The sequence below is a fragment of the Pseudomonas sp. JS3066 genome (assembly GCF_036328175.1).
Classification (GTDB): Bacteria; Pseudomonadota; Gammaproteobacteria; order Pseudomonadales; family Pseudomonadaceae; genus Metapseudomonas.
Genome location: NZ_CP143312.1, coordinates 5,232,080 through 5,258,155, shown reverse-complemented (window position 1 = coordinate 5,258,155; position 26,076 = coordinate 5,232,080). Strand labels below are relative to the sequence as shown.

Annotated in this window: 23 protein-coding genes; 5 read left to right on the top strand and 18 right to left on the bottom strand. The window is 62.5% G+C overall.

Annotated elements, in window-relative coordinates; all coding sequences use genetic code 11:
• Nucleotides 1–119: 119 nt before the first annotated feature.
• Nucleotides 120–1,364: a serine/threonine transporter SstT gene (gene sstT / locus SA496_RS24680; protein ID WP_330114639.1), complete on the top strand. Its 1,245-nt coding sequence runs from the start codon at nucleotides 120–122 to the stop codon at nucleotides 1,362–1,364.
• A 57-nt stretch (nucleotides 1,365–1,421) separates the two neighbouring features.
• Here the strand turns inward: sstT and SA496_RS24675 are convergent, their stop codons facing one another.
• From SA496_RS24675 to SA496_RS24655, 5 genes are all read right to left on the bottom strand, one after another.
• Entirely contained in the window at nucleotides 1,422–1,820 is a 399-nt protein-coding gene (locus SA496_RS24675) for a glycine zipper domain-containing protein (protein ID WP_120654050.1), read from the bottom strand.
• Between the two features lie 169 nt (nucleotides 1,821–1,989).
• On the bottom strand, nucleotides 1,990–2,481 hold the full coding sequence (locus SA496_RS24670; protein ID WP_120654051.1) for a hypothetical protein: 492 nt from the start codon (nucleotides 2,479–2,481) through the stop codon (nucleotides 1,990–1,992).
• Between the two features lie 403 nt (nucleotides 2,482–2,884).
• Nucleotides 2,885–5,206, bottom strand: coding sequence for an FdhF/YdeP family oxidoreductase (locus SA496_RS24665; protein WP_330114638.1), 2,322 nt, complete (start codon nucleotides 5,204–5,206; stop codon nucleotides 2,885–2,887).
• Nucleotides 5,203–6,048, bottom strand: a complete 846-nt coding sequence (fdhD, locus tag SA496_RS24660) for a formate dehydrogenase accessory sulfurtransferase FdhD (RefSeq protein WP_120654053.1) — start codon at nucleotides 6,046–6,048, stop codon at nucleotides 5,203–5,205. Before fdhD ends, SA496_RS24665 begins: the two co-directional genes overlap by 4 nt.
• A gap of 93 nt (nucleotides 6,049–6,141) precedes the next feature.
• Nucleotides 6,142–7,041 carry a LysR family transcriptional regulator gene (locus tag SA496_RS24655; protein ID WP_330114637.1) on the bottom strand — a complete coding sequence of 300 codons (900 nt, stop codon included), beginning with the start codon at nucleotides 7,039–7,041 and terminating at the stop codon, nucleotides 6,142–6,144.
• Between the two features lie 127 nt (nucleotides 7,042–7,168).
• Between SA496_RS24655 and lysM the strand changes: the two genes are divergently transcribed.
• Nucleotides 7,169–7,609, top strand: a complete 441-nt coding sequence (lysM, locus tag SA496_RS24650; RefSeq protein ID WP_120654055.1) for a peptidoglycan-binding protein LysM — start codon at nucleotides 7,169–7,171, stop codon at nucleotides 7,607–7,609.
• Nucleotides 7,610–7,741: 132 nt separating this feature from the next.
• On the opposite strand, the gene yrfG is transcribed toward lysM, so the two are convergent.
• On the bottom strand, nucleotides 7,742–8,404 hold the full coding sequence (yrfG, locus tag SA496_RS24645; protein WP_120654056.1) for a GMP/IMP nucleotidase: 663 nt from the start codon (nucleotides 8,402–8,404) through the stop codon (nucleotides 7,742–7,744).
• Nucleotides 8,405–8,531: 127 nt separating this feature from the next.
• On the opposite strand from yrfG, the gene nudE reads away from it, so the two are divergent.
• A complete protein-coding gene (gene nudE, locus SA496_RS24640; RefSeq protein ID WP_120654057.1) occupies nucleotides 8,532–9,098 on the top strand; it encodes an ADP compounds hydrolase NudE in 567 nt (188 codons plus the stop codon).
• Nucleotides 9,095–9,916, top strand: a complete 822-nt coding sequence (cysQ, locus tag SA496_RS24635; protein WP_120654058.1) for a 3'(2'),5'-bisphosphate nucleotidase CysQ — start codon at nucleotides 9,095–9,097, stop codon at nucleotides 9,914–9,916. Before nudE ends, cysQ begins: the two co-directional genes overlap by 4 nt.
• 259 nt (nucleotides 9,917–10,175) lie before the next feature.
• On the opposite strand, the gene SA496_RS24630 is transcribed toward cysQ, so the two are convergent.
• From SA496_RS24630 to arcD, 5 genes are all read right to left on the bottom strand, one after another.
• Nucleotides 10,176–12,083, bottom strand: a complete 1,908-nt coding sequence (locus SA496_RS24630; RefSeq protein WP_120654059.1) for a beta-ketoacyl synthase — start codon at nucleotides 12,081–12,083, stop codon at nucleotides 10,176–10,178.
• A 281-nt stretch (nucleotides 12,084–12,364) separates the two neighbouring features.
• Nucleotides 12,365–13,297 carry a carbamate kinase gene (gene arcC, locus SA496_RS24625; protein WP_330114636.1) on the bottom strand — a complete coding sequence of 311 codons (933 nt, stop codon included), beginning with the start codon at nucleotides 13,295–13,297 and terminating at the stop codon, nucleotides 12,365–12,367.
• 71 nt (nucleotides 13,298–13,368) lie between these two features.
• Entirely contained in the window at nucleotides 13,369–14,379 is a 1,011-nt protein-coding gene (locus SA496_RS24620; protein ID WP_120654061.1) for an ornithine carbamoyltransferase, read from the bottom strand.
• A gap of 103 nt (nucleotides 14,380–14,482) precedes the next feature.
• Entirely contained in the window at nucleotides 14,483–15,733 is a 1,251-nt protein-coding gene (gene arcA / locus SA496_RS24615) for an arginine deiminase (protein WP_120654062.1), read from the bottom strand.
• Between the two features lie 18 nt (nucleotides 15,734–15,751).
• A complete protein-coding gene (gene arcD, locus SA496_RS24610; RefSeq protein WP_120654063.1) occupies nucleotides 15,752–17,179 on the bottom strand; it encodes an arginine-ornithine antiporter in 1,428 nt (475 codons plus the stop codon).
• A gap of 341 nt (nucleotides 17,180–17,520) precedes the next feature.
• On the opposite strand from arcD, the gene SA496_RS24605 reads away from it, so the two are divergent.
• Nucleotides 17,521–17,967: a DUF5064 family protein gene (locus SA496_RS24605; protein ID WP_120654064.1), complete on the top strand. Its 447-nt coding sequence runs from the start codon at nucleotides 17,521–17,523 to the stop codon at nucleotides 17,965–17,967.
• 227 nt (nucleotides 17,968–18,194) lie between these two features.
• On the opposite strand, the gene SA496_RS24600 is transcribed toward SA496_RS24605, so the two are convergent.
• The 7 genes from SA496_RS24600 to SA496_RS24570 all read right to left on the bottom strand — a co-directional run bounded on the left by SA496_RS24600 (nucleotide 18,195) and on the right by SA496_RS24570 (nucleotide 26,071).
• Nucleotides 18,195–19,568, bottom strand: coding sequence for a sigma-54-dependent transcriptional regulator (locus SA496_RS24600; RefSeq protein ID WP_120654065.1), 1,374 nt, complete (start codon nucleotides 19,566–19,568; stop codon nucleotides 18,195–18,197).
• Nucleotides 19,565–21,376: a sensor histidine kinase gene (locus tag SA496_RS24595; protein WP_330114635.1), complete on the bottom strand. Its 1,812-nt coding sequence runs from the start codon at nucleotides 21,374–21,376 to the stop codon at nucleotides 19,565–19,567. Before SA496_RS24595 ends, SA496_RS24600 begins: the two co-directional genes overlap by 4 nt.
• 127 nt (nucleotides 21,377–21,503) lie before the next feature.
• Nucleotides 21,504–22,370, bottom strand: coding sequence for a dTDP-4-dehydrorhamnose reductase (gene rfbD / locus SA496_RS24590; protein ID WP_330114634.1), 867 nt, complete (start codon nucleotides 22,368–22,370; stop codon nucleotides 21,504–21,506).
• The gene (gene rfbC / locus SA496_RS24585) at nucleotides 22,367–22,912 is read right to left on the bottom strand and encodes a dTDP-4-dehydrorhamnose 3,5-epimerase (protein ID WP_330114633.1); all 546 of its coding nucleotides are present in this window, start codon (nucleotides 22,910–22,912) and stop codon (nucleotides 22,367–22,369) included. The genes rfbD and rfbC overlap by 4 nt, the downstream gene beginning before the upstream one ends.
• Complete coding sequence (gene rfbA, locus SA496_RS24580; RefSeq protein ID WP_330114632.1) at nucleotides 22,909–23,781, bottom strand: glucose-1-phosphate thymidylyltransferase RfbA; 873 nt, start codon at nucleotides 23,779–23,781, stop codon at nucleotides 22,909–22,911. Before rfbA ends, rfbC begins: the two co-directional genes overlap by 4 nt.
• Nucleotides 23,778–24,842: a dTDP-glucose 4,6-dehydratase gene (rfbB, locus tag SA496_RS24575; protein ID WP_330114631.1), complete on the bottom strand. Its 1,065-nt coding sequence runs from the start codon at nucleotides 24,840–24,842 to the stop codon at nucleotides 23,778–23,780. The genes rfbA and rfbB overlap by 4 nt, the downstream gene beginning before the upstream one ends.
• Nucleotides 24,843–24,955: 113 nt before the next feature.
• The gene (locus SA496_RS24570) at nucleotides 24,956–26,071 is read right to left on the bottom strand and encodes a glycosyltransferase (RefSeq protein ID WP_330114630.1); all 1,116 of its coding nucleotides are present in this window, start codon (nucleotides 26,069–26,071) and stop codon (nucleotides 24,956–24,958) included.
• Nucleotides 26,072–26,076: the final 5 nt, after the last annotated feature.

Below are 26,076 nucleotides of genomic sequence, written 5' to 3'. Positions count from 1 at the left end.
ACGCGGCAGGGTTCTTTCTTTTCGCTTGATCTGCAGCATGGAGGGCGGGACGCGATCGGGGTCCAATCTCCATTCCGGGGCCGGCTCGTAGTGCGGCCCGATGTTCAGCGGTACCTGCCATGACTCATGCAAACGGCTCCATCCTGCAACGCTTGAAACGCACCAGCCTGGTGACTCGGATCATCGTCGGCCTGATCGCCGGCATCGCCCTCGCCCTGATCACTCCCCAGTACGCCAGCGCCGTCGGCCTGCTCGGCAACCTCTTCGTCATGGCGCTGAAGGCCGTGGCACCCGTGCTGGTGTTCGTCCTGGTGATCGCTGCCATCGCCAATCACAAGCCGGGCGAGCGTACGCATATCCGCCCGATTCTCGTGCTCTACCTGATCGGTACCTTCTCCGCCGCCGTGGTGGCGGTGATGGCTTCCAGTCTCTTTCCCTCGACCCTCACCCTGGCCACTGGCGCTGCCGACCTGGCGCCGCCCAGCAACATCTCCGAGGTGTTGCTGAGCCTGCTGGGCAGTGCCGTGGCCAACCCGGTGACTGCCCTGACGGAGGCCAACTTCATCGGCATCCTGGTCTGGGCCGTGGGCCTGGGTATTGCCATTCGCCAGGGCAGCGAAACCACCCGCAACGTGTTCAGTGACCTGTCCCATGGTGTGTCGCTGATCGTACGCGTGGTGATCAGCTTCGCCCCGCTGGGCATCTTCGGCCTGGTTGCCTCGACCCTCGCCGAGAACGGCATTGGCGTGCTGGCCGACTACGCCCACCTGCTGGCGGTGCTGCTGGGCTGCATGTTGTTCGTGGCCTTCGTCGTGAACCCGCTGATCGTATTCTCGAAGATTCGCCGCAACCCCTATCCGCTGGTGCTGACCTGCCTGCGTGAAAGCGGCATCACCGCGTTCTTCACCCGCAGTTCGGCAGCCAACATTCCGGTCAACCTGCAGCTGGCGGAGAAGCTTGGCCTGCATGAGGACACCTACTCGGTCTCCATTCCGCTGGGCGCCACCATCAACATGGCCGGCGCAGCCATCACCATCACCGTGCTGACCCTGGCGGCAGTGAAGACGCTGGGGATCGTCGTCGACATTCCCACCGCGATCCTGCTCAGCGTCGTAGCCTCGATCTGCGCCTGTGGCGCTTCCGGTGTGGCGGGGGGCTCGCTGCTGCTGATCCCGCTGGCCTGCAGCCTGTTTGGCATCCCCAGTGAAGTGGCGATGCAAGTCGTGGCCGTTGGCTTCATCATCGGCATCCTCCAGGATGCCGCCGAGACCGCGCTGAACTCCTCCACCGACGTGCTCTTCACCGCAGCTGCCTGCATGGCCAGCGGCGATGTGGACGAAGTGCGTGCCGAGCAGCTCGGCTGATTTCGGCCTGAAATGAAAAAGCCCGGCATAGGCCGGGCTTTTTCATGGGGGCAGCAATCAGTGGCGATGCTTGCGGTGCTTGTGATGGCCGTCGTGATCGTCCTTGGTCAGCTCGGTGGCGATTGCGCCGCCCGCTGCACCGCCCAGGCCTGCGCCGATGGCAGAACCGGTGGAGCCGCCCAGTGCGCGGCCGGCTACCGAGCCACCCGCAGCGCCCAGACCGCCGCCGATTGCGGCTTCGGTCTTCTTGCCGCTCCTGGCGGTCATTGCGCCACCCGCAGCGCCACCCAGACCGGCGCCGATGGCAGCGCCAGTGCTGCCGCCCACGGCATTGCCGACGACGTTACCCAGGACGCCGCCGAGGCCGCCACCGATGGCGTTGTTGGTGGTTTCGCCGGCCACGACGGCTTGGGTTGCCAGCAGGCTGAGGGCGAGGGCGGTTACTGCTTTACGCATGTTGCAGAGTCTCCATTTCAAAAAGAGGGTCCATGGCTCCGCGGGCCTGCCGCAGTGCCCATGACACAAGTCAGATTATGAATTCGGGAGGGGGGCGGCTGTCTCTCGACCAGGCCGCAGGTCTAGAAAAAGCCCGCTTCAAGCGGGCTTTTTCGGTTAGCGGGGTTGATCAATCATCCCAGTCGCCGTGGTGACGGTGCTTGTGCTTGCGATGACCCCAGGCGTGGCCTCTGCCAGGGTGATCGCGGTAGGCGCGACGATAGTGGCGATGGTCATCATCGTAGTCGTCATCGTCGTAGCGGTTCCGGTCACCGAACTCGTTGCCGAGGGCGCCGCCGGCGCCACCGCCGAGCGCTGCACCGATCAGGCCGCCAGTGGTGCCGCCCATTTGCCGGCCGACAACCTGACCACCCGCTGCGCCCAAGCCGCCGCCGATGGCAGCTTCGGTACGGTTACGTTTCGGGGCTGCTACTGCACCGCCCGCGGCACCACCTACGCCGGCGCCAATGGCTGCGCCAGTGCTGCCGCCAACAGCGTTGCCGACAACGGACCCCAGGACCCCGCCCAGCGCACCGCCAATACCGGCATCGGTATTACCGCCTGCGAAGACGCTGCCGCTGGCGAGGCCAAGAGACAGAAGAAGGATCGAGGTGTACTTCATGGTGAGGATCGCCTCAGTGGTTTTGGTGAGGCGATATTTACTGTGGGAAATTACTTACGCAAGTGCCAGACGACGAAAAGTATCAACTTTTCATATTTTTTTAATTGTCTGATTTTGCAGCAGAACTTTTTCTGATTCTGGCTGTCTGAGACCTATTCCCGCCCGCATTTTTCGCGTCTTTCAGGTCTTTTCAGATGCTGGCGAAGTGCCCATGAACTTAAAGTTCCGTCGAGCCTTTATATAGGCATTGATTCCGTATTTCAAATTGTTTCTTGAAAGTTAAGTTAGAGAAACAAACTTCCCCTACTTAAGTTTCAAATTGGTATTCGCCGCAGTCCGGCATTCGGACTGCGGCGAATTCGTATGCGCGCAGGGGCGCTATTCGGTAGGCGAAGCCGCATCCCTAGAGGATGCGGTTGTTGTCGCGGGAGGCTTCGAGGCGGATAGCCACGAACTTGGAGGTGGGGGTGTAGCTGCCGTCGCCGTAGCTTTCCAACGGTACCAGCGGGTTGGTTTCCGGGTAATAGGCGGCGGCCTGGCCGGCGGGAATGTCGAATGCCAGCAGGCTGAAACCGGAAACGCGACGTTCCACGCCGTCATCCCACAGCGTCACCATGTCGACTTTCTGGCCGGGCTCGAAGCCTAGGCGGCGGATGTCCGCCTCGTTGGCGAAGACCACCTCGCGCTGGCCGCGTACGCCGCGATAGCGGTCGTCCAGGCCGTAGATGGTGGTGTTGTACTGGTCGTGGGAGCGCAGGGTCTGGAGGATCAGATGCGGCGTCTCGCCCGTGCTGCGGACTTTCTCGTGGAGCAGGTCGGCCGGTAGTGGGTCCGACTTGAAGTTGGCGCGGCCGCTGGCAGTGCTCCACTGCCGGTCGTTTGCGGTATTGCCCAGGTAGAACCCGCCCGGGTGCTGCACGCGTTGGTTGAAGTCCTTGAAGCCGGGAATGGTATCGGCGATGAGATCACGTATGCGGTCGTAGTTGGCGAGCAGGGCGTCCCAGTCCACCGGATGGTTGCCCAGGGTGGCCTTGGCGATGCCGGCGATGATGGCCGGCTCCGATCGCATCTCGCGGGACGACGGCTCCAATTGGCCGTAGGACGCGTGAATCATGCTGAAGGAGTCTTCCACCGTCACGGCTTGCGGGCCTTCCAGTTGGCGGTCGATATCGGTACGGCCGAGGCAGGGCAGGATCAGTGCTTCCTGGCCGACGGTCAGGTGGCTGCGGTTGAGCTTGGTGCTGATCTGTACCGTCAGATCGCAGCGCTGCAAGGCGGCATGGGTGCGTTGGCTGTCCGGCGTGGCCTGGGCGAAGTTGCCGCCCAGGCCGATGAAGACCCTGGCGTCGCCATCGAGCATCGCGTTGATCGCTTCCACGGTGTTGTGGCCGCTCTCCCGAGGAACCTTAAAGCCGAAGCGCGTTTCCAGGGCATCGAGCAGCGCCACCGGTGGCCGATCATTGATGCCCATGGTGCGGTCGCCCTGCACGTTGCTGTGGCCACGAACCGGGCAAAGGCCGGCGCCGGGGCGGCCGACGTTGCCGCGCAATAGCTGCAGGTTGACGATTTCATGGATGGTCGGCACCGAATGGCGGTGCTGGGTGATGCCCATTGCCCAGCAGACAATCACGTTGCGGGCATTACGATAGATGCGCGCGGATATCTCGATTTCTTCCAGCGTCAGGCCCGATTGCGCCTCGATGTGCGCCCAGGGCGTGGCATCCACCTCGGCCAGGTAGGCGTCAACGCCGAGGGTGTGCTCCGCGATGAAGGCATGGTCGAACACCGGTGTCTCGCCCTTTGCCTGGGCTTCCCGTTCCCATTGCAGCAGGAACTTTGCGATGCCGCGAATGGCGGCCATGTCGCCGCCCAGCGCCGGGCGGAAGAATGCGGTGTTCAGCGGCCGGGACCCGTTACTGAGCATTTCCAGTGCATGTTGCGGATGCTGGAAGCGCTCAAGGCCGCGTTCCTTGAGCGGATTGAAGCAGACCACCTGGGCGCCCCTTTGCACGGCTTCGCGTAGCGGCTCGAGCATGCGCGGGTGATTGGTGCCGGGGTTCTGGCCGAACACGAAGATGGCGTCGGCGTGTTCGAAGTCGTGGAAGGTCACGCTGCCCTTGCCGACCCCGATGCTCTGGCTCAGCGCGACACCGCTGGCTTCGTGGCACATGTTCGAGCAATCGGGGAAGTTGTTGGTGCCGAAGGCGCGGACGAACAACTGATACAGGTAGGCCGCCTCGTTGCTGGCGCGGCCGGAGGTGTAGAACTCCGCCTGGTTGGGGCTTTCCAGGTTGCGCAGGTGGCGTGCCACCTGGGCGAAGGCGTGTTCCCAGCTGACCGGTACGTAGTGGTCGGTCTGCCTGTCGTAGCGCATGGGCTGGGTCAGGCGGCCCTGGTACTCGAGCCAGTAATCGCTCTGTTCGCGCAACTGGCTGACGCTATAGCGGGCGAAGAAGGCGGCATCGACCCGACGCTTGGTGGCTTCCCAGTTGACCGCCTTGGCGCCGTTCTCGCAGAACTTGATGCGGCCGTCTTCGGGGGAGTCTCCCCAGGCGCAGCCGGGACAATCGAAGCCGCCGTTCTGGTTGGTCTTGAGCAGTGCGCGAAGGTTCTTGAACGGCTGTTTGCTGTCCAGCCAGAAGCGAGTGACGCTTTTCAGCGCACCCCAGCCAGCCGCGGCGCCTTTGTAGGGTTTGTAGCGAGGTTGTACGGGTTGGAGGCTCATTCTTTCGGGGCTTTCGCGTCTGGCGCCGGGCTGTAGACCCGTGGTGCGCTGTGATGGGGCAGATGGATGAGGTTGAGGTGATGCCGACGTGCCCATTCCACTGTCAGGGTTGTGGGGGCGGAGAGGCTGACCAGCGTGGACAGGCCCGCGCGCACCGCCTTGTGGATAAGTTCCAGGCTGCAGCGGCTGGTGACCACGGCGAAACCGCTGCGAGGGTCGAGCCCCTGGCGCAACAGGGCGCCGATCAGTTTGTCGAGGGCGTTGTGGCGGCCAATGTCTTCGCGGCACAGGCGCAATTGGCCATCGGCATCGACGAATAGCGCAGCGTGCAGTGCACCACTGCGTCGGGCCAGTTCCTGGGCGTCGTTGATGCGTTGACGAAGGTCGACGAAGTGTTCCGCCGGCGGCAATGGGGCCGGCGTCAGGGAGCGGAGCTCCGGCAGAGCCTGTTCCAGCGCTTCCACACCACAGAGTCCGCAGCCGGTCGTGCCGGCCAGGTTGCGGCGCTGTTCCTTGAGCGACCAGAAGGCGCGATTGCCAATATCCACCTCGGCGTGCAAGGCAATGCCTTCGCCCTCGAGCTGGATGTCATAGATATCGTCGATTGACTGCACCACCGCGCTGCTCAGGCTGAAACCGGCGACGAAGTCTTCCAGGGCACTGGGGGAAACCATCATGACGGCATAGCTGATGCCGTTATACGAAATCGCCAGGGCGCACTCTTCGGCCAGGGCGGCATCTTCCACGCGCGCATCACCGTCCAGTTCGGCATATTGGTAGCCGGCTGGTTCGGGCGGGTTTTCCACAGCAGTGAGATGGCGCTTGGCGTCTGGGTCTGGCATGGAAATGCCCCCTGCGACGGATTGACTCAGCCATCCTAGGCCCGTCTGGCACGAGCGTCTAATCGCTATTCCCGATTCATTGATCGAGCGCGTCTATCGGCCGGTTGAATCCAGCGCCAATAGGGCCTTGGCTTCGGAGAAACAGGCGTCAGCCAGCGCCGAGCGCGGGGCGCCACGCCGCAGGATGAGGCCCAGCGACGCCAGGGTGCGGGCATCCTCAATGGGGGTCAGCGTCAGGTGCTCGGTGAAGTCGTCGAGGCCGCTATCGAGCGGCATGATCGCGCAGCACAGGCCGGCGCTGACGGCCTGTAGGAGCTGATGCACGGCGTCTGTTTCCAGTCTCGGCTGGGGCGACAGGCCTCGACTGCGGAAGCCATGGTCAATGGACTGGCGAAAGTGCATACCACCTGATAGCAATCCCAGTGGCAGGTCCACCAGGCTCTCCCAAGGCAGAGCCGGCGTGTCGAAGCTGAAGTGGCGACGGTCATGCAAAAGGCCCATGCGGGCCTGCGCAAGCTCCAGGCTTTCGAAGTGCTCGCGGTCCAGGCGGTCGAGGTAGGACAGACCGAGGTCCAGCTGGTTGCGCGCCAGGCCTTCGAGAATCTGCTCGGAGCTCATGGAGAACAGCTGGAAGCGCAGGCTCGGGTGCGGCACGGAGAAGGCTTCTACCAGACGCATGGGGTCGAAGCCGGCCAGCGGCACTACACCGAGACGCAAGGTGCCGACGAGCTGGCCGCGACAGGCCGCCGCTTCGGCGTAGAGACCGTCATGGGCCGCGAGCAGGGTGCGCGCCCAGGCCAGTACGCGCAGGCCCGCGTCGGTGAACCCTTCGAAGCGCTGGCCCCGGACCACCAGCTCCAGGCCGAGCTCTTCTTCCAGGCTGCGCAGGCGCATGGACAGCGTCGGCTGGGTGACATGGCAGCGCGCGGCGGCCTGGCCGAAGTGACGGGTTTCCTCCAGCGCGATGAGGAACTTCAGTTGCTTGATGTCCATGCCGGCTCCTTGGGGTGTCTGGCGATTCTAGCCTGTCGTCGCCGCACGGCGGTGTTGCTGGGACGGGCGTCTAGACTTCCACTTCCCAGGCGCCGGGCGCCTTCTTAGCGGAACGAGAGGATCTGTCATGGGCATCTTCGACTTTGTCAAAGAAGCGGGTGTGAAGCTGTGGGAAACCCTGGTGGGCCAGGAGGCCCAGGCTGCCGAGTCGCTGAAGGAGCATGTGGCCAAGGTGGGCTTGGGCAATCCCGCCATCGAGCTGACGGTAGAAGGTGACAAGGTCATTGCCCGTGGTGAAGTGGCGACCCAGGAAGAGAAGGAGAAAATCCTCCTGGCCCTGGGCAATGTCGAGGGCGTAGCCCAGGTCGAGGACCAGATCAGCGTCACTGCACCTCCTGTGGCACCGGCACGTTTCGTCACCGTGAAGAAGGGCGACACCCTCAGCGCCATTGCCAAGGCCGAGTACGGCAACGCCAATGCCTACGTGAAGATCTTCGAGGCTAACAAGCCGATGCTCTCGCACCCGGACAAAATCTATCCGGGGCAGGTGCTGCGCATTCCCGAATGACGATCTGCTGCGCGTCGGAATAACTGTGTTGAGAATGGCTTCGGGCTGCTCATTTACAACTTGTAGACTCCGCTCCCTCAGCCATTCCCGCCTTGTTCTTCGCTAGCTCACAAGAACTTGAATAGACGATGGTCAGAGACCTTCCACGAGTGTCCGATAGCTCTCCACCGCAGCGAATTCCTCGGTGTCTTTCGGACCCTTGCGACTGTCCGGAGCGCGCACTGCCAGCAGTTGGGCGATGCCGTACTGACGTGCGCTACGCAGGATCGGCAGGCTGTCGTCGATGAAAAGGCTGCGCGTTGCATCGAAGCCGAAGTCGTGCTGCAGGGCGTGCCAGAACTGCTGGTCTTCCTTGGGGTAGCCGTAATCATGGGAGCTGATCAGGCGATCGAACCAGGGCGCCAGCTCCACTCGCTCCAGCTTCAGCGACAGCGAATCGCGGTGGGCGTTGGTGATCAACGCTACGCGCTTGCCGGCGCGGCGCAGTGCGGCGAGGAAGAGGTCGGCGTCCGGGCGCAGGGCGATCAAGTGTGCGACTTCTCGTTTGAGGTCGCGGATCGACAGACGCAGCTCGCGACTCCAGAAGTCCGTGCAATACCAATTCAGCTGTCCGGCGTTGTCGCGGAACAGTGGCAGCAACTCGGCGTCGGCCAGCTCACGGCTGATGCCGTGGTGCTCGGCATAGCGCTGCGGCAGGTATTCCATCCAGAAGTGGTTGTCGAAGTGCAGGTCGAGCAGGGTGCCGTCCATGTCGAGCAGGACGGTGTCGATCGCATTCCAGGGCAATTGCGGCATGGGCGGTATCGGTCGTTGGATGTCTGTGGCCCGTGCATCACTGGCCGTCGCGGGCACGCAATCTCCGGCGGGGACAATCGGCAAAGGCGGAGTATGATAACCCGCCGGTCATGCCAAGGAGTCCGTTATGCGTCAGAAGCCCACGGTGCTCGCTCGCGAGATTGTCGCCAGCAGCCGCCTATTCCGTGTCGAGGAGCTGCAGTTGCGCTTCGCCAATGGCGTCGAGCGCACCTACGAACGCCTGGTGGGCAAGGGCTCCGGTTATGGCGCCGTGATGGTGGTGGCCATGGCTGATGCCGAGCACGTGCTGCTGGTGGAGGAATACTGCGCCGGCACCGACGACTATCAGTTGTCCCTGCCCAAAGGATTGATCGAACCGGGCGAGGAGGTACTCGCCGCGGCCAACCGTGAACTCAAGGAAGAAGCCGGGTTCGGCGCGCGCAAGCTGGAACACCTTACCGAGTTGTCCCTGTCACCCGGCTACATGAGCCAGAAGATCCAGGTAGTCCTGGCCCGCGACCTCTATGAGGAAAGCCTGCCCGGCGACGAGCCGGAACCGCTGCGGGTCGATCGCATCAGCCTGCGCGAGCTTTCCAGCCTCGCCCAGCACCAGCAATTCAGCGAGGGTCGCGCCCTGGCTGCGCTCTACCTGACCCGAGACATCCTGACCCAACGTGGGGAGTACCAACCTTGAGCCATCCTTTGCTTCCCGCCGTGATCGAACTGGTACGCCAGGCTGGCGACGCCATCCTGCCGTTCTGGCGCGGCGAACTGGCCGTTACCGAGAAGGACGACGCTTCTCCCGTTACCGCCGCCGATCTTGCCGCTCACAAAGTACTGGATGCCGGTCTCGCGGCACTGGATGCGAGTATTCCGGTGCTCTCGGAAGAGGCGGCGAACATCCCTCTGGCCGAGCGCGCCAGCTGGAAGCGCTGGTGGCTGGTGGACCCGCTGGATGGCACCAAGGAGTTCATCGCCGGCAGCGAAGAGTTCACCGTCAACGTGGCGCTGATTGAAGGCGGCCGGGTGGTATTCGGTGTGGTCGGCATGCCGGTCACCGGACGCTGCTATTACGGTGGTGCCGGCCTCGGTGCCTGGAGCCAGGATGAGGAGTTCGAAGCCGACGAAATCGCTGTACGCATCGCACCGGACGAAGCCTTCACTGTAGTCGCCAGCAAGCGTCATTCGAGCCCGGCGCAGGAGCGTCTGCTGGCTTGGCTGTGCGAGCGCTTCGGTGATTTGCAATTGGCCAGTATCGGCAGTTCGCTGAAGTTCTGCCTGCTGGCCGAAGGGTCGGCGGACTGCTATCCGCGTCTGGCGCCCACTTCCCAGTGGGACACTGCAGCCGCGCAGGGTGTGCTCGAAGGCGCGGGCGGTGAGGTGCTGGATCTCGCTGGCGAGCCTCTTACCTATGAGGCTCGCGAGGGTTTCCTCAATCCATCCTTCCTGGCGCTGCCGGTTGCCGCCGAATGGCGGGCGGAGCTGATTCAACTGGCGCGCGCGCTGGACTGAAAACGCCGAGAACGACAAAGGGCCCCGAGGGGCCCTTTTTCATGCTCGGCTTTTTTGGGGGGACCGCTGCGCGGTTATGTCTGCATGACGCGTTGCAAGCACCTGCATCGCCCGTAGGAGCTGGCTTGTCAGCGAATGGCCCCGTTTCGCTGGCAAGCCAGCTCCTACAAGGCTCTTGGCCCGATGGTCAATCTCTAGCAACAGCTAACGCAGACATAGCGAATGAACTCGCCAAGCAGGCCGGAGCCCTGCCTTTGGATCAGTCGAGCATATCGGCGAAGCGCTCGTCCTTCTTGTAGCGCAGGGCCTGGGCGAAGCCGGGCACCTGAATGCCTTCGGGGCTCAGTTCGATCTGCTGTTCGTCGATCAGGTCGTTGCCGAAGTTGTAGATGATGTCGAGCTCGCCCAGGCGTGCGCGGCGATCGTATTCCTCAGCGTTGGCGCGGGTCTGCTCGCGCTTGGCGCTGTAGGCGGAGAAGGCGGCTTCGCCGTGGCGCTTCTTCAGCATCTTCTCGGCCAGACGCGGCGAGATGATCACGCCGGTGGCGTTGTTGCCGCCAAAGCCCTTGGAGTTGATGAAGCAGACGTCCAGCTGGCGATCGCCCAGGACCCGATCGCGGGTCTCGATGGACAGGTGTTGGCGGTGCACGTCGTCGGCCACGCGGTCGATGGTCTTGATGCCCGGCAGGATGCCGTACTTGAAGGTGCCCAGGGCGGCGATCACCTGGTCGCCGCTGGCGGTGGCCAGGGAGTGACCGACGTAGGCCTTCACCGCGGCGACCGGCCATTGCTCGATGCCGAAGGCACCGGCGACGCGGTCCAGCAATTCAGACTCAGTCACGCGGTTGGCCGGGGTGCTGGAACCGTGGGCATGGACGAAGCTGCGCTCGCGCACGCCGTCCGGGCCGATCAGCTGGGTAGCGGCGGCAACGGCCTTGGCCAGGGTCAGGTAGTTGCCCGGGCCGGGGGCAGAAATGGATTTCTTGAAGCCATCGGCGTTGATGAACACATCGGTCACCGCGCCATGGATATCGGCACCCAGCTCCAGGGCCAATTCGTCGTCCATCAGCACCACGTACTGGCTGGATTCGGCCAGGGTGAAGCCGCAGTTCTCGCCGAACGGGCGGCTGGCACGGCGGAAATCCACGTCCTCGCGGCCGCCGACCTGGCGCAGGCCCTCTTCGGTCGCCAGGGCACCCATGGCGCCGTAGCCGTCGATGCATTCCTGGTTGATCGGGGCCTCGGCGTTGCCTACCAGCGCCACACGGGCACGACCGCTGGTGATGAGCTCGATGCCCTTCTGCAGGTTGTAGAGGAACGTGGCGCAGGCACCGGTGACGCTGCCGGTGGTGCCGACGCTGCCCAGTACATAGGCGTTGATGAAGTCGGCGGGCATGGTGTTCAGGCCCAGCGGCAGTTGCTTGGCACTGACGCGGCTGCCCTTGAGGCGAGACTGCATCAGGCCGCCGAAGCCGTTCTCGTCCAGCTGGCTCATGATGCTGCCGGAGAACACCGCGATTTCGTCGGGTTGCACGCGGTCGACGATGCTCTTCCACGGAAGGCCGATGGAGCGGATGGCATCGGTCGCGGCGACCACGGACATCTGCAGGCCGCGCGGATGGAAGCGGGAGTTGTACAGCTCACCTGGTTCGAAACCAGTGGGCAGTTGGCCAGCGGACTTCACCGGCAGCTCACGGTAGCTGTCCACCTTGAAGTCGCAGGTGCCCTGGAGGGTCACGCGGACTTCACCGCCATCCAGGGTTTCCACTTCCCAGTTGGCCGGCAACGGCTCGGGCAGCTGCTTGCGCGAGGTGATGAAGCTGATCGCCTGGCCATCGCAGGCCGACGCGGTGAGGTTCTTCTGCCAATGGGCGGCGTCCACGTCCAGATGCTGCTTGCCAATGCGGCGCACCAGGGTGGCATCGAGAATTTCGGCGGAGTAACGGCTCTCGATTTCGGCCAGGGTCAGGACCTTGCCGTCGGCATCGTGATACTGGCCATCGGTCACCGCTACCAGCTTCATCATCACGGCAAGGCCGGCCAGGGTTTCCTGGCGGGCCTTGGCCTCCAGGGTTTCGATCACGATGCGGCGGAAACCGTGGTGGAACGAGCTTCGCCCAGCTGCGTTGTAGCCGCCAAAACCCACAATCACTGGAAGTCGGGACATCTCTCGGAAACTCCTCAAAAAGACCATCTCATGCCGGCGGGCGGGCTTGGCCGCGGGGCGCCGCGCGTCGTGGCGGCAATTTGCGGGGTCAAGCGTCACGGGCCAGGTGGCATGAGCCAGGTGGCAGCTCGAATGAACGGGATGTCTACCTGACGCGGGGTGTGACTATCAAGTCACTCCTTTGGTCATTCGGCGGGAGATTCGGAGTGGCGGACGAAAGGGCGGAGATCGATTGCGGGAGCGAATTCATTCGCGAATGAATTCGCTCCCGCCCTTGCGGATCAGCGGTACTCGATGCCGGGCTTGCTGGTGCTGACACGGGTACCGGACTTGCCCTCGGTGATCGCGACAATGTTTTCCAGGGAGCCGATCACCGCGTCCTTGCCGGTGTTGCGGGCGAACTCCATGGCGGCCTGGACCTTCGGACCCATGGACCCGGCGGCGAAGCCGAGGCGTTCCAGTTCATCCGGGTGGGCCTGGGCGATGGCCTTCTGGGTGGGTTTGCCCCAGTCGATGTAGGCCGCGTCCACGTCCGTGGCGATGATCAGGACGTCGGCACTCAATTCCTGGGCCAGCAGTGCGGAGCAGAGGTCCTTGTCGATCACCGCCTCGACGCCGGAGAGCTTCTTGCCCGACTCGTCGTACATGGTCGGAATGCCGCCACCACCTGCGCAGATGACGATGGTGCCTTTCTCCAGCAGCCATTTGACCGGACGAATCTCGAAGATGCGCTTCGGACGCGGGCTGGCGACTACGCGGCGGAACTTGTCACCGTCGGGCGCGATGCTCCAGCCTTTCTCCTTGGCCAGGGCTTCCGCCTCTTCCTTGGAGTAGACCGGGCCGATCGGCTTGGTCGGGTTCTGGAAAGCCGGGTCTTTGGCGTCGACTTCGACCTGGGTGAGGATGGTGGCGAACGGCACTTCGAACGGCAGCAGGTTGCCCATTTCCTGTTCGATCATGTAGCCGATCATGCCCTCGGTCTCTGCGCCGAGAACATCCAGCGGGTAGGGCGCGACCTTGTCGTAAGAAGCGCCCTGCAGTGCCAGCAGGCCTACCTGCGGGCCGTTGCCGTGGGCGATCACCAGTTCATTGCCTGGCGCGACCTTGGCGATCTGCTCGGCGGCGATATTCACGTTGGCGCGCTGGTTGTCGGCAGTCATGGGCTCGCCACGACGCAGCAGGGCGTTACCGCCCAATGCGACGACGATACGCATATTGATTTCCTCCTGGGGATGGAATGCGTCCCGGACCGGCGAACGCGTCGCGGTCCGGGGCGTATCGGGACTTACATGTCGGCGAGGGTCGAAACGAGGATCGCCTTGATGGTGTGCATGCGGTTTTCCGCTTGCTCGAAGGCGATGTTGTACGGCGACTCGAAGACGTCTTCGGTGACTTCAATGCCGTTCTTCAGGTTCGGGTACTTCGCAGCGATTTCCTTGCCGACCTTGGTTTCGCTGTTGTGGAACGCCGGCAGACAGTGCATGAACTTCACGCGCGGATTACCGGCCGCTTTCATCATGTCCATGTTGACCTGGTAGGGCAGCAGTTCCTGGATGCGTTCACCCCAGGCTTCCACCGGCTCGCCCATGGAAACCCACACGTCGGTGTGGATGAAGTCCACGCCCTTGACCGCTGCTTTCGGGTCTTCGGTAATGGTGAGGCGGGCGCCGCTTTCTTCCGCGAATTTCTTGCAGGCGGCGACGTGCTCGTCGGTCGGCCACAGTTCCTTCGGCGCGGCGATGCGCACATCCATGCCGAGCTTGGCGCCGATCAGCAACAGGGAGTTGCCCATGTTGTTTCGGGCGTCGCCCAGGTAGGCGTAGCTGATTTCGTGCAGGGGCTTGTCGCTGTGCTCACGCATGGTCAGTACGTCGGCGAGCATCTGGGTCGGGTGGTATTCGTCCGTCAGGCCGTTGAACACCGGCACGCCGGCGTACTTGGCGAGTTCTTCGACGATTTCCTGCTTGAAGCCCCGGTACTCGATGGCGTCGTACATGCGGCCAAGCACGCGGGCGGTGTCCTTCATGCTTTCCTTGTGGCCGATCTGCGAGGAATTCGGGTCGATGTAGGTGACATTGGCACCCTGGTCATAGGCGGCAACTTCGAAGGCGCAACGGGTGCGGGTCGAGGTCTTCTCGAAGATCAGCGCGATGTTGTTGCCCTTGAGGTGCTGTTGCTCGGTACCGGTGTACTTGGCGCGTTTCAGGTCGCGGGACAGATCAAGCAGGTAACGCAGCTCGCGGGTGCTGTGGTGCATGAGGCTGAGCAGGTTACGGTTGTGCATGTTGAAAGCCATGATTCTTTCTCCTTGTGGGTAACTTGAAACCAGGCTCCGTCAGAACAGCTTTTGGCTGGCGGGGCGGGCGGCTCCGGATTGGGAGCCGCCGGGGGGCGGGAACTCAGTAGTCGATCGGGTCGCGCAGGATCGGGCAGGTCATGCAGTGGCCGCCGCCACGGCCACGGCCCAGTTCACTGGCACTGATGGTGACCACTTCGACACCGGCCTTGCGCAGCAGGGTGTTGGTGTAGGTGTTGCGGTCGTAGCCGACCACCACGCCGGGCTCCAGACAGACAACGTTGTTGCCGTCGTCCCACTGCTCGCGCTCGGCTTCGAAGGCGTCGCCGCCGGTTTGCACCACACGCAGTTTCTTCAGGTTGAGGGACTCGGCCACCACGGAGATGAAGTCTTTGTCTTCGCGTCGGATGTCGATGCCGTACGGACGGCTTTCATCCGGACGCAGGACGAAGGGCACGATTTCCTTGACCACTTCGGGGAAGACGGTGACCAGGTCGCGGTCGCAGAAGGTGAACACGGTGTCCAGGTGCATGGCGGCGCGGGATTTGGGCAGGCCGGCAACGACGACTTTCTGCGCCGCGCCCTTGCTGAACAGCGATTGGGCCAGTTGGCCGATGGCTTGGCGGGAAGTGCGCTCGCCCATGCCGATCAGTACAACGCCGTTACCGATGGGCATCACGTCACCGCCCTCGAGGGTGGACATCCCGTGGTCCTTGTCGGGGTCGCCGTACCAGACCTCGAACTCGGCCTCGGTGAAGGTCGGGTGGAACTTGTAGATGGCGGTGGTCAGCAGGGTTTCCTGGCGACGGGCCGGCCAGTACATCGGGTTGAGCGTCACACCGCCGTAGATCCAGCAGGTGGTGTCACGGGTGAACTGGGTGTTGGGTAGCGGTGGCAGGATGAAGCTCGAGTGGCCCAGGTAGTCGCGATACATCTTGATGGCGCTGACGCCTTCGCTTTCCGGCAGGTCAGAGCCGGCGACGCCGCCGATGAGGAATTCGGCGATCTTGCGCGGCTCCAGGCCTTCGATCCAGGAGCGCACTTCATTGACCAGGCCGACGCCGACCTGATCGTTGGTGAGCTTGCGATCGAGAATCCACTTCAGGGCTTCCTTGTTCTGCACGATGTCGGTGAGCAGGTTGTGCATTTCCAGTACATCGATGCCGCGCTCACGCATCTTGGTGACGAAGTCGAAGTGGTCGCGCTTGGCCTGGTTTACCCAGATCACGTCATCGAACAGCAGCTCGTCGCAGTTGTTGGGGGTCAGACGCATGTGCGCGAGCCCCGGCGAGCAGACCATTACCTTATGCAATTTGCCGGCTTCCGAATGAACGCCGAGTTTGACTTTGGACATGGCAGGTCTCCTTACGAGTTACAGGGTCAGGAAGCCGTCGTAGAGCCCGTAGGCCGCTACGAGCGCGCCGATTACCACGGCGGCGAAGATCAGCTTCTCGACATTGGTGAATACCGGTTGGCCAACTTCCCGTTTGGCCTTGGCAAAGAGGATCACGCCCGGTGCATAGAGCAGGGCGGAGAGCAGCAGGTACTTCACGCCACCGGCATACAGCAACCAGACGGCGTAGACCAGGGCGATGGCGCCGATGATCAGGTCCTTGCTCCGGTCCTTGGCATCCTGCTCGTAGGTTTCGCCGCGCAGGGGCAACAGCACCGCATAGGCAGCGGACCAGAGGTAGGGCACCAGGATCATGGAAGTCGCCAGGTAGATCAGCGACAGGTAGGTGCTGGCGCTGAACAGCGTGATGATCAGGAACAGCTGCACCATGGCGTTGGTCAGCCACAGCGCGTTGGCCGGCACCTGGTTGGCGTTCTCCTTGCGGATGAAGGCCGGCATGGTGTGGTCCTTGGCCGCGGCGAAAAGGATCTCGGCGCAGAGCAGCACCCAGGAAAGCAGGGCACCGACCAGGGAGATGACGAGGCCGACGCTGATCAGCACAGCGCCCCAGTGGCCGACCACGTGCTCGAGCACCGCCGCCATGGACGGGTTCTGTAGCTTGGCCAGTTCCGGCTGAGTCATGATGCCGAGCGACAGTACGTTCACCAGTACCAGGAGCAGCAGCACGATGATGAAGCCCAGCACGGTGGCCTTGCCCACGTCGCTGCGCTTCTCGGCGCGTGCGGAGAAAATGCTCGCGCCTTCAATGCCGATGAACACCCAGACGGTGACCAGCATCATGTTGCGAACCTGATTCATCACGCTGCCCAGCTCGATGTTCTTCGAGCCCCAGATGTCAGCGGTGAAAATGTCCAGCTTGAAGGCGAACAGGCAGATGAGGATGAACAGGAACAGCGGCACCACTTTGGCGACGGTAGTCACCATGTTGATGAAGGCTGCTTCCTTGATCCCGCGGAGTACCAGGAAGTGCACGGCCCAAAGGACGATGGAGGCACCGATGATGGCCGCGAGCGTGTTGCCTTCCCCGAAGATCGGGAAGAAGTAGCCCAGGGTGCTGAACAGCAGCACGAAGTAGCCGACGTTGCCCAGCCAGGCGCTGATCCAGTAACCCCAGGCCGAAGAAAAGCCCATGTAGTCGCCGAAGCCCGCCTTGGCGTAGGCATAAACCCCGCCGTCGAGGTTCGGCTTGCGATTGGCCAGGGTCTGGAAGACGAATGCCAGGGTGAGCATGCCCACCGCGGTGATGCCCCAGCCGATGAGAATGGCGCCGACGTCGGCACTGGCTGCCATGTTCTGCGGTAACGAGAAAATACCCCCGCCCACCATTGAACCGACAACCAGGGCCACTAAGGCACCTAGTTTAAGTTTGTCGGACGATTCTGACATTTTGCACCTCCATCCGGAGTAGGAACTGTGCCTATTGAGCGCGTGGTCTGTTGACTGCGTTCTGATCCAGATCAATAGCTAGCTAATGAGTCATGCGGACAATTTCCTTACTGTCGTAGATGGGAGGGAGGTACTGCGAATCGCTGCCCAGAAACGAGCAATCTAGAGGGTTTGGCATGCCATCCTGAGCGATGCCTAATACAAACTAGCCGGTTTTGCCGGGCCTTCAAGTTGCAACTTGCACGAAGTGGATTCCTACAGCTAACCACCATATTTCATGTAGGAAATTACATATTTGTGCATGGTTATTTCGCTATAAGGGGCGATTTTTTAATTAGGAAGTGGTTGAAATTTCGACAGGAGGGAGCACGTTCAAAGTAGGGCCTATTGCCATTAGGCAAGACTCTGTTGGACGAATCCCGGCCTATGAACTAGCGCTGGATTATCAACTCGAAAAACGTGAAAAAGGCCAGTTCGTGAGCTTCGAACTGCATGGGCAAATCGCCGGAAAGCCGGTGCGGGAGCACTTTTCCTTACACGGCGATGTCGCCTACAACTTTCTTCACAGTGCTGGACTGCGCCTGCGCAAATACGGCCTCCGGCCAGGGCTTGCCGCGATGCCCGAACTGCGTGCCGACTTCGAAAAGGCCTATGCCGACCTGCGCGAGCGGCTGGGCGTTGTGCCCGGCCAGTCGGTGGACCTGGAGCGCGTCATGCTCGAGCGCCCATGGGCACCCGGAAATGAAGAAGCCCGGCACATGGCCGGGCTTCGATCACCCTGCGGGTAGCTGGGTGGTGCCCTTGGGCTTGGCCCGTGGGCGTCGAGAGGAGAACCCCTTGGCTGGCTTGTGGCCGGCTTGGGGAGAGGCCAGACCCTGGCGGGCCCATCCTCCTGACCCTGCGCAACGCAGGGATTGCCATTCTTGCGGCAAGCCTTGTGCCACTGTGTGGCGGCCGCTCTATTCCGGGTTCCTTCGTGGCTAAGGCGAGCGATTTGTGAGCGGAATCTTGCCGATCAATCCTGCTCCTCTGCGGGATTCCCGCCACTGAAGCTGAGGCTGTGCTTGCGCAGTTTGTCCGAGAGCGTCTTGCGTGGCAGGCCGAGTGCTTCGGCCACGCTGCGCAGCGAGCCATGGGGGCGGGTCAGTTCCGCAGCGATCAAGGCGCGCTCGAAGGCCTCGACCTGTTCACTGAGGCCACCTTCCACTTTCGGCAGGTCGGCGGGCGTGTTGTCCAGATTCAGGTCCAGACCCAGTGCGAAGCGCTCCGCGGCGTTCTGCAGCTCACGCACGTTGCCCGGCCAGCCGTGGGTCAGCAGCAGGGCGCGCTGGCTGCTGTCGAGGCTGCGCTGGGCCATGCCGTGGCGGTTGCGGGCAGCGTCGGCGAAATGCTGGAACAGTGTCAGGGCGTCCTCACCGCGCTCGCGCAGGGGCGGAATACGCAAGCTGGCAACGTTGAGGCGGTAGTAGAGGTCTGCGCGGAAGCGACCCTGGTCGGCGGCGTGGCGCAGGTCTTCCTTGGTGGCAGCGATCACGCGGATATCCAGAGGGATCAACTGGTTGGCGCCAAGGCGCTCCACCACGCGCTCCTGCAGCAGGCGCAGAAGCTTGACCTGGACGTCCAGGCTCATGCTTTCGATCTCATCGAGGAACACCGTGCCGCCGTTGGCGAATTCGAACTTGCCGATGCGGCGCTTTTGCGCACCGGTGAATGCGCCTTGCTCGTGGCCGAACAGCTCGCTCTCCACCACCGATTCGGCCAAGGCTCCGGCATTGATGGCGACGAAGGGGCCGTCGCGGCGCGCCGACAAATCGTGCAGGGCACGCGCCACCACTTCCTTGCCGGCTCCGGTCTCACCCAGGATGAGCACGTCGGCATTGGTGGCGGCGAGGGCGCCGATCTGCTCGCGCAAACGCTGCATGGCGGGTGATTGCCCCACCAGTCGGCCGCTCAGTTGCTGGCGATCGGACAGGGCCATGCGCAGGCTGCGGTTTTCCAGCACCAGGCGGCGCAGGTCCAGGGCGCGGTGCACGCTGTCCAGCAACTGGTCGCTGGGGAAAGGCTTTTCCAGGAAGTCATAGGCACCTGCTCGCATGGCCTGGACGGCGAGCGGAACATCGCCATGGCCAGTGATCAGCAGTACCGGCAGGTCAGGATCTCGCTCACGCAGTTGCTTCAGCAGCTCGAGGCCGTCGATGCCGGGCATGCGGATATCGGTGACCACCACGCCCGGCCAATCCTTGTCGATCTTCTCTGCCACGCCCTGGGCGTCGCCGAGGGTTTGCACCTTGAGACCGGCCAGGTCGAGGGTCTGGCTGAGGGCCTGGCGCAGGTGCGGGTCGTCGTCGATCAGCAGCACCTGGGTTCGGGCATCAAGGGCGGTGGTCATGCAGAGAGGTCCTCAGGAGGCTGTGGGATGACGCCGGGGGCGGCGTTGCGCATGCGCAGTGTGAGCAGGGCGCCACCGTCCGGGTGGTTGGCGAACAGCAACTCGCCACCGAGGGCGCGCATCAGGCTATCGCAGATGGCCAGCCCCAGGCCAAGGCCCTGAGCGCTGGTCTTGGTGGTGAAGAAGGGCTCGCGGGCATGGCGCAGGGCCTCTTCGGAAAAGCCGGGGCCGTTGTCGCGCAGGTGCAGCTCCACGCCGTCGGCGGTGGTTTCGGCGCTCAGCCAGATGCGGCGAGGCTGGGGCTTTTCCTTGAGCGCATCGAGGGCATTGGCGAGCAAATTGCCGAGCACCTGGCGCAGACGGGTTTCACCGGCCTGGACCCACAGCGGTGCGTCTGGCAGATCGCGGATCAATTCCACATCCATGGCTCGGCGGCGCTGAGCGACTAGGGCCAGGGCATCGTCCAGGGCGGGCTGCAGAGCGACGCTTTCCGGGGCGTGGCGATCGCGGCGGGCGAAGGCGCGCAGGTGCGCGATAATCGAGGCCATGCGGCCGGTCAGCTCGCTGATCTGGCGCAGGTTGCCGCGAGCATCATCGATGCGTTGGTGGTCCAGTAGCACCCCAGCGTTGTCGGCGTAGCTACGGATCGCCGCCAGGGGCTGGTTCAGCTCGTGACTGATGCTCGCCGACATGGTGCCCAGGGCGGACAGCTTGCTCGCCTGCACCAGCTCGTCCTGGGCGCTGACCAGCTCCTGCTGGGCCTGCTCGCGCTCCAGTACCTCGTCCTTCAGGCGGCTGTTCAGCGCCTCGAGGTCCTGGGTGCGTTCCAGCACGCGCATTTCCAGCTCGCGGCGGGCACTGGCGTCGAGGGCTATTCGATCGAGGTAGTGGCGGCGGCGTTGCATCATCAGGCCGAGCAGCAGCAGCAGGGTCAGCAGGGAGGCGCCACCGATGGCGACCGTGGTGGTCACCTGGCGGTCGACGAGCTGGCGTGGGGCCAGGATGCTGGCGGTCAGCCCGGTTTCGCGGAGCTCGCGGCTCTGGGTGAGCCAGGCGTTGTCGTCCAGCTTCAGTGGTGGCGGCGCCTGGGTCGGGTAGGGCTGGTTGGCGACTATGGCTGCACGTTCGGCGTTATCCAGCGGGCGGGTGGCATGGAAGCGCCAGTCGCTGCGCGAGGAGATGATCACCACGCCGTTGGCATCAGTCACCATGAGCTGCTCCGGGGTCTTGCCCCAGAGGGTTTCGGCGTCGTCCAGATCCACCTTCACCACGAGAATGCCGATGATCCGCGAGCCATTGCGCACCGGGCTGGCGAAGAAGTAACCGCGCTTACGCGAGGTGGTACCGAGGCCGAAGAAGCGCCCCTGCTTGCCTGCGAGTGCTTCGCGGAAATAGGGGCGGAAGGTGAAGCTGCGGCCGACGAAACTGTCTGACTGATCCCAGTTTGAGGAGCTCAGTGTGAGGCCGGCGGGGCTCATCAGGTAGATCACATCGGCCCCTGTGTCCTTACGGACCTCCGCCAGCACTCGGTTGGCTTCGGCCTGCAGGGTTGCGCTGTCCGGAGCGGCCAGAAGGTCACGCAGCGGCGGCAGGTCGGCCAGGATGGGCGGCAGCACCTCGTATCGGTGCAGGGTGCCCAACAGGTTGGCGACGTACAAATCGAGGGTCTGGCGATTCTGCTCAGCCAGAGAATCACTGTAGTAGCGCTCGCTGAAATGCTGCAGCGGCCAGAACAGTGGCGTCAGCAGCAGCGCCAACAGCACCAGGCTGCGCCAGCGTGGGCGGTGGGGGATTGGGGTGGCAGTCATGCGGTCACTGTGCGCCGGTCGATGAGGCGCATTATGGCATCGACGCCCGGTGCCGGTGATGTGGCAGATACGAGAGGTGGTAAAGCGAGGGGAGGAGCGAACTCCAGGCTCAGTCCTCCCCAAGGAGTCAGCGTGGCTGGCGCAGGCACTCTGCCAAGGCAGTGCGCCAGTCCGGCAGGCTGACCTGCCAGTCCTGCGCCAGCTTGCGGCCGTCCAGACGCGAGTTCAGGGGGCGCTTGGCGGGCGTCGGGTACTCGCTGGAAGGAATGGGCACCAGGCGCGCGCAGGGTTTGCCGGCAGCTTTCAACTGGTCAGCAATCGCGCTGGCGAAGCCGAACCAGGATGTCTCGCCCTGATTGGTCAGGTGGTAGATGCCCCAATTGCGGTTGCCCGCCTGCCACTTGTCAATCAACTGGCTAGTGGCTTGCGCAATGCTGCCAGCCCAGGTCGGCGCCCCCACCTGATCATCCACGACTCGCAGCTCTTCGCGCTCCTGCAGCAGGCGCTGCATGGTGAGCAGGAAGTTGCGCCCATGCAGTGAATACACCCAGCTGGTACGGAGGATCAGGTATTGCCCGCCGACAGCCTGGATCGCCTGCTCGCCGGCCAGTTTGCTGTTGCCGTAAGCGCCCAGTGGATTGGTCGGATCCTCCTCGACGTACAGACCGCTCTTGTCACCGTCGTATACGTAGTCGGTGGAATAGTGAATCAGCGGAATGCCTAAAGCGGCTGCCTCTTCAGCAAGCACGCCGGGTGCCGTGGCGTTGATGGCAAAGGCCGCCTCCGAATCGTTCTCGGCCTGGTCGACCGCGGTATAGGCCGCAGCATTGATCAGCAGGTCGGGAGTCTGGGCACGCACGTGCTGGCGAATTCGTTCGGGATTGGCCAGGTCGAGCCGGTCACGCCCCAGGGAGACGATCTCTGCCTTGCCGGCAAGGGCGAGCTGTAATTCCCTTGCCACCTGACCACTATTGCCGGTTACAAGAATCTTCATTCGAACAGGTCCGCGTCCTTGAAGTTGACACCGGCCTTGTCCTTGGCGGACAGCTGCGGTGCTTCAGCAAGCGGCCAATCGATGGCGAGATCAGGATCGTCCCAGCGAATGCAGCGCTCATGCTCGGGGGCGTAGTAGTCGGTAGTCTTGTAGAGGAATTCGGCGTATTCGCTAAGGACCACGAAACCGTGGGCGAAGCCTTCCGGAACCCAGAGTTGGCGCTTGTTTTCGGCGGAAAGCATGATGCCGGCCCATTTGCCGAAGCTCGGTGAGCTGCGGCGCAGATCTACCACTACATCGAAGACTTCACCCTGGGTTACCCGCACCAGTTTTCCCTGGGGCTGTTGCAACTGATAATGGAGCCCGCGCAGGACACCGCGCTGGGAGCGCGAATGGTTGTCCTGCACGAAGTCGCGCTTGATCCCGCTCACGTCGGCAAAGGTGCGCGCGTTAAAGCTTTCATAGAAAAAACCGCGCTCGTCGCCGAAGACTTTGGGCTCCAGCATCAGAACGTCGGTCAGTTGAGTTTTCGCGACTTTCACTCATGCTCCCCGGCTAGTTTGTGTAAGTACTGACCATAGCCAGTCTTGCCGAATGCCTTGGCTTGCTCAAGAAGCTTGTCCTTGGTAATCCAGCCGTTCTGGAAGGCGATTTCCTCCAGGCAGGCTACTTTCAGGCCCTGGCGATGCTCGATGGTCTGAACATATTGCGACGCCTCGAGCAGGCTGTCGTGTGTACCAGTATCCAGCCAGGCGAATCCACGGCCGAAACGTTCAACGCGAAGATCTCCCCGCTGGAGATAGGCGTTGTTGATATCGGTGATCTCTAACTCGCCACGCGCGGAAGGCTTCACCGCTTTGGCTAGCCTGATCACGTCATTGTCGTAGAAGTAGAGGCCTGTGACCGCGTAGCTCGACTTAGGCTGCTTGGGCTTTTCTTCAATGGAAGTCGCCTTGCCCTCACCATCGAACTCAACGACACCGAAGCGCTCCGGATCCTTCACCCAGTAGCCAAATACAGTCGCGCCGCTCTGGTGGCTGGCGGCGCGCTTTAGCATGTCCCTGAAGTAGGTGCCGTGGAAGATGTTATCGCCAAGGATCAGGCATACGGAGTCGTTTCCTACAAAGTCCTCGCCAATTAGGAATGCCTGGGCGAGCCCGTCGGGCGAGGGTTGGATGGCGTAAGAGAAAGTTACCCCGAAGGCGCTGCCATCCCCCAGCAGATTGCGATACTGCGGAAGGTCCTGGGGGGTGGAGATCACCAGAATTTCGCGGATACCGGCAAGCATGAGGACCGAGATCGGGTAATAGATCATCGGCTTGTCGTAGATCGGCAGGAGCTGCTTGGACACACCCAGGGTAATAGGGTGCAGTCGAGTGCCGGAGCCGCCGGCGAGGATTATCCCTTTCATTCTGTTGCTCCCAGTCTTTCTCGTTGATAGCTGCCGTCTTGCACGCGACGGCACCACTCCAGGTTGTTCAGGTACCACTCCACGGTCTTGCGCAAGCCCGTCTCGAAGGTTTCCCGAGGCGTCCAGCCGAGCTCACGCTCGATCTTGCCGGCATCGATGGCATAACGCAGGTCGTGGCCTGGACGATCCTTGACGAAGGTGATCAGTTCGTCGAAGCGAGCGACCCCAGCCGGCTTTTGCGGTGCCAGCTCTTCCAGCAGGGCGCAGATAGAGCGGACCACATCGAGGTTCTTCTGCTCGTTGTGCCCACCGATGTTGTAGGTCTCGCCCACTTCGCCGCGAGTAACCACTTCGACCAGGGCGCGTGCATGGTCCTCGACGAACAGCCAGTCGCGGATCTGCTGACCATTGCCATAGACCGGCAGCGGCTTGCCTTCCAGCGCATTGAGGATCATCAGCGGAATCAGCTTCTCGGGGAAGTGATAGGGACCGTAGTTGTTCGAGCAGTTGGTCAGCAGCACCGGCAGGCCGTAGGTGCGTTGCCAGGCTCGCACCAGATGGTCCGATGCCGCCTTGCTGGCCGAATAGGGCGAGCTCGGCGCATAGGGCGTCGTTTCGGTAAAGAGGTCATCGACGCCATGCAGGTCGCCATACACCTCGTCGGTGGAAATGTGATGGAAGCGGAAAGCAGCCTTGCGCTCCGAATCCAGGCCAAGCCAATAGGCCCGGATACTTTCCAGCAGACTATAGGTGCCGACGATGTTGGTCTGGATGAATGCAGCCGGACCGTCGATGGATCGATCGACATGGGATTCGGCGGCCAAGTGCATCACCGCTTCAGGCTGAAAACGGGCCAATGCAGCGCTGACAGCCTGGCTGTCGGCAATGTCGGCCTGGACGAACTCGTAGCGAGGGCAATCCGAGACCGAAGCCAGCGACTCGAGGTTGCCGGCATAGGTCAGCTTGTCGAGGTTGAGCACCTCATGCTGGGTGTCGGTCAGCAAGTGGCGAATGAGAGCTGAGCCAATGAAACCGGCTCCGCCGGTGACCAGGATTCGCATCGTTTCTAAGTCCTGACAATAAATAGGTTAACCCGGGAAGTCTGGCGACGGAGTCTGCCGCGATCAAGCCCTAGTGCGGTCCCGGGATAAAAGGATTCTGCTTGGCGTCCCCGTCAGGACGTTTTGACTATCACGTCGGTGTAGAAACGTTTGTAAGCCTGCGCCATAAGGTCGCTGGTGAATACTGACTCAAACCGTGACCGGGCGGCGATTCCGAAGGCCTGGCACAGCGCGTCATCATCCCAGAGTGTGATTAGTGCTCCCTTCAGCGCATCCGGGTTGCCGGGCTGCACTACTAAACCAGTACTCCCAGACTTATTTACAAAACTGGTCCCAGTTCCGATTTCCGTGCAGATCATCGGTTTGCCCATCATGGCGGCTTCCAGAAGGCTGATACCGAAGGCCTCGGAGCGAAGATGCGACGGGAATACGACGGCGGTGGAGGCCTCGATGAGGTCGATCTTCTGCTGTTCGGCAACCGGACCGAGGAAATGAACGTTGTTCAATCCCCGACGGGCCGCATGCACTCTCAAGCTCTGCTCGATGGGGCCGGCACCCACGATCACCATTGGGATATCAGTACCGCGAAGGGCTTCGAGCAGGATGTGCAGGCCCTTGTAGTAGCGAAGCACGCCCACGAAGAGGAAGAAGCGAGGGCCGAAGCGGAGCTTTAGATTTGCTACCGCGACGGGATCAGGCTTGGGATACAGGCTCTCGTCGAGGCCGATCGGGATGGCGCAGGATTTCTTGGCGAAGCGCAATAGAGTCGGTGAGCTCTCCAGATAGTTGGGGCTCGTGGCGGCAATAGCGTCCACGCTACCAAGGAACGCATTCATCAGCGGTCTGTAGAACTGAAGAAGCACCTGCTGTCGAACGATGTCCGAGTGGTAGGTGACTACGCTGGGCTTTCCAGTCCTGGCCAGGAAGTGCACGACATCCATGAAAGGCCAAGGGAAATGGTAATGCACAATGTCGGCCTGCTTCGCCAGATGGGAAAAGGTCGAGATCGCTTTCAGGGAGAAACTTGTGGAGGCTAGATTGAAGTCTTCCTTTACCTGCACAAGTCGATAGCTACTGGTCTGCAGCTCCGCTATGGGATGCCTGGACAGCGAGAGGACGGTGTTCTCGCAGCCTTGCTTGGCAGTGCCGTGGCAAAGGTGGCGTATGAAGTTCTCCACTCCGCCGTGCTGGTCGGGAGCAAAGGTTTTGAAGAAGTGAAGTACTTTCAAGATAG

Excerpts from the sequence above, each read along its gene's own strand:
- rfbB (WP_330114631.1), bottom strand. The coding sequence starts at position 24,842 with ATGCGAATCCTGGTCACCGGCGGAGCCGGTTTCATTGGCTCAGCTCTC.
- SA496_RS24620 (WP_120654061.1), bottom strand. The coding sequence starts at position 14,379 with ATGGCTTTCAACATGCACAACCGTAACCTGCTCAGCCTCATGCACCAC.
- SA496_RS24670 (WP_120654051.1), bottom strand. The coding sequence starts at position 2,481 with ATGAAGTACACCTCGATCCTTCTTCTGTCTCTTGGCCTCGCCAGCGGC.
- nudE (WP_120654057.1), top strand. The coding sequence starts at position 8,532 with ATGCGTCAGAAGCCCACGGTGCTCGCTCGCGAGATTGTCGCCAGCAGC.
- rfbA (WP_330114632.1), bottom strand. The coding sequence starts at position 23,781 with ATGAAAGGGATAATCCTCGCCGGCGGCTCCGGCACTCGACTGCACCCT.
- rfbD (WP_330114634.1), bottom strand. The coding sequence starts at position 22,370 with ATGAAGATTCTTGTAACCGGCAATAGTGGTCAGGTGGCAAGGGAATTA.
- SA496_RS24630 (WP_120654059.1), bottom strand. The coding sequence starts at position 12,083 with ATGTCCCGACTTCCAGTGATTGTGGGTTTTGGCGGCTACAACGCAGCT.
- SA496_RS24665 (WP_330114638.1), bottom strand. The coding sequence starts at position 5,206 with ATGAGCCTCCAACCCGTACAACCTCGCTACAAACCCTACAAAGGCGCC.
- yrfG (WP_120654056.1), bottom strand. The coding sequence starts at position 8,404 with ATGCCGCAATTGCCCTGGAATGCGATCGACACCGTCCTGCTCGACATG.
- SA496_RS24595 (WP_330114635.1), bottom strand. The coding sequence starts at position 21,376 with ATGACTGCCACCCCAATCCCCCACCGCCCACGCTGGCGCAGCCTGGTG.
- fdhD (WP_120654053.1), bottom strand. The coding sequence starts at position 6,048 with ATGCCAGACCCAGACGCCAAGCGCCATCTCACTGCTGTGGAAAACCCG.
- SA496_RS24655 (WP_330114637.1), bottom strand. The coding sequence starts at position 7,041 with ATGGACATCAAGCAACTGAAGTTCCTCATCGCGCTGGAGGAAACCCGT.
- arcD (WP_120654063.1), bottom strand. The coding sequence starts at position 17,179 with ATGTCAGAATCGTCCGACAAACTTAAACTAGGTGCCTTAGTGGCCCTG.
- sstT (WP_330114639.1), top strand. The coding sequence starts at position 120 with ATGACTCATGCAAACGGCTCCATCCTGCAACGCTTGAAACGCACCAGC.
- SA496_RS24675 (WP_120654050.1), bottom strand. The coding sequence starts at position 1,820 with ATGCGTAAAGCAGTAACCGCCCTCGCCCTCAGCCTGCTGGCAACCCAA.
- SA496_RS24600 (WP_120654065.1), bottom strand. The coding sequence starts at position 19,568 with ATGACCACCGCCCTTGATGCCCGAACCCAGGTGCTGCTGATCGACGAC.
- lysM (WP_120654055.1), top strand. The coding sequence starts at position 7,169 with ATGGGCATCTTCGACTTTGTCAAAGAAGCGGGTGTGAAGCTGTGGGAA.
- arcA (WP_120654062.1), bottom strand. The coding sequence starts at position 15,733 with ATGTCCAAAGTCAAACTCGGCGTTCATTCGGAAGCCGGCAAATTGCAT.
- arcC (WP_330114636.1), bottom strand. The coding sequence starts at position 13,297 with ATGCGTATCGTCGTCGCATTGGGCGGTAACGCCCTGCTGCGTCGTGGC.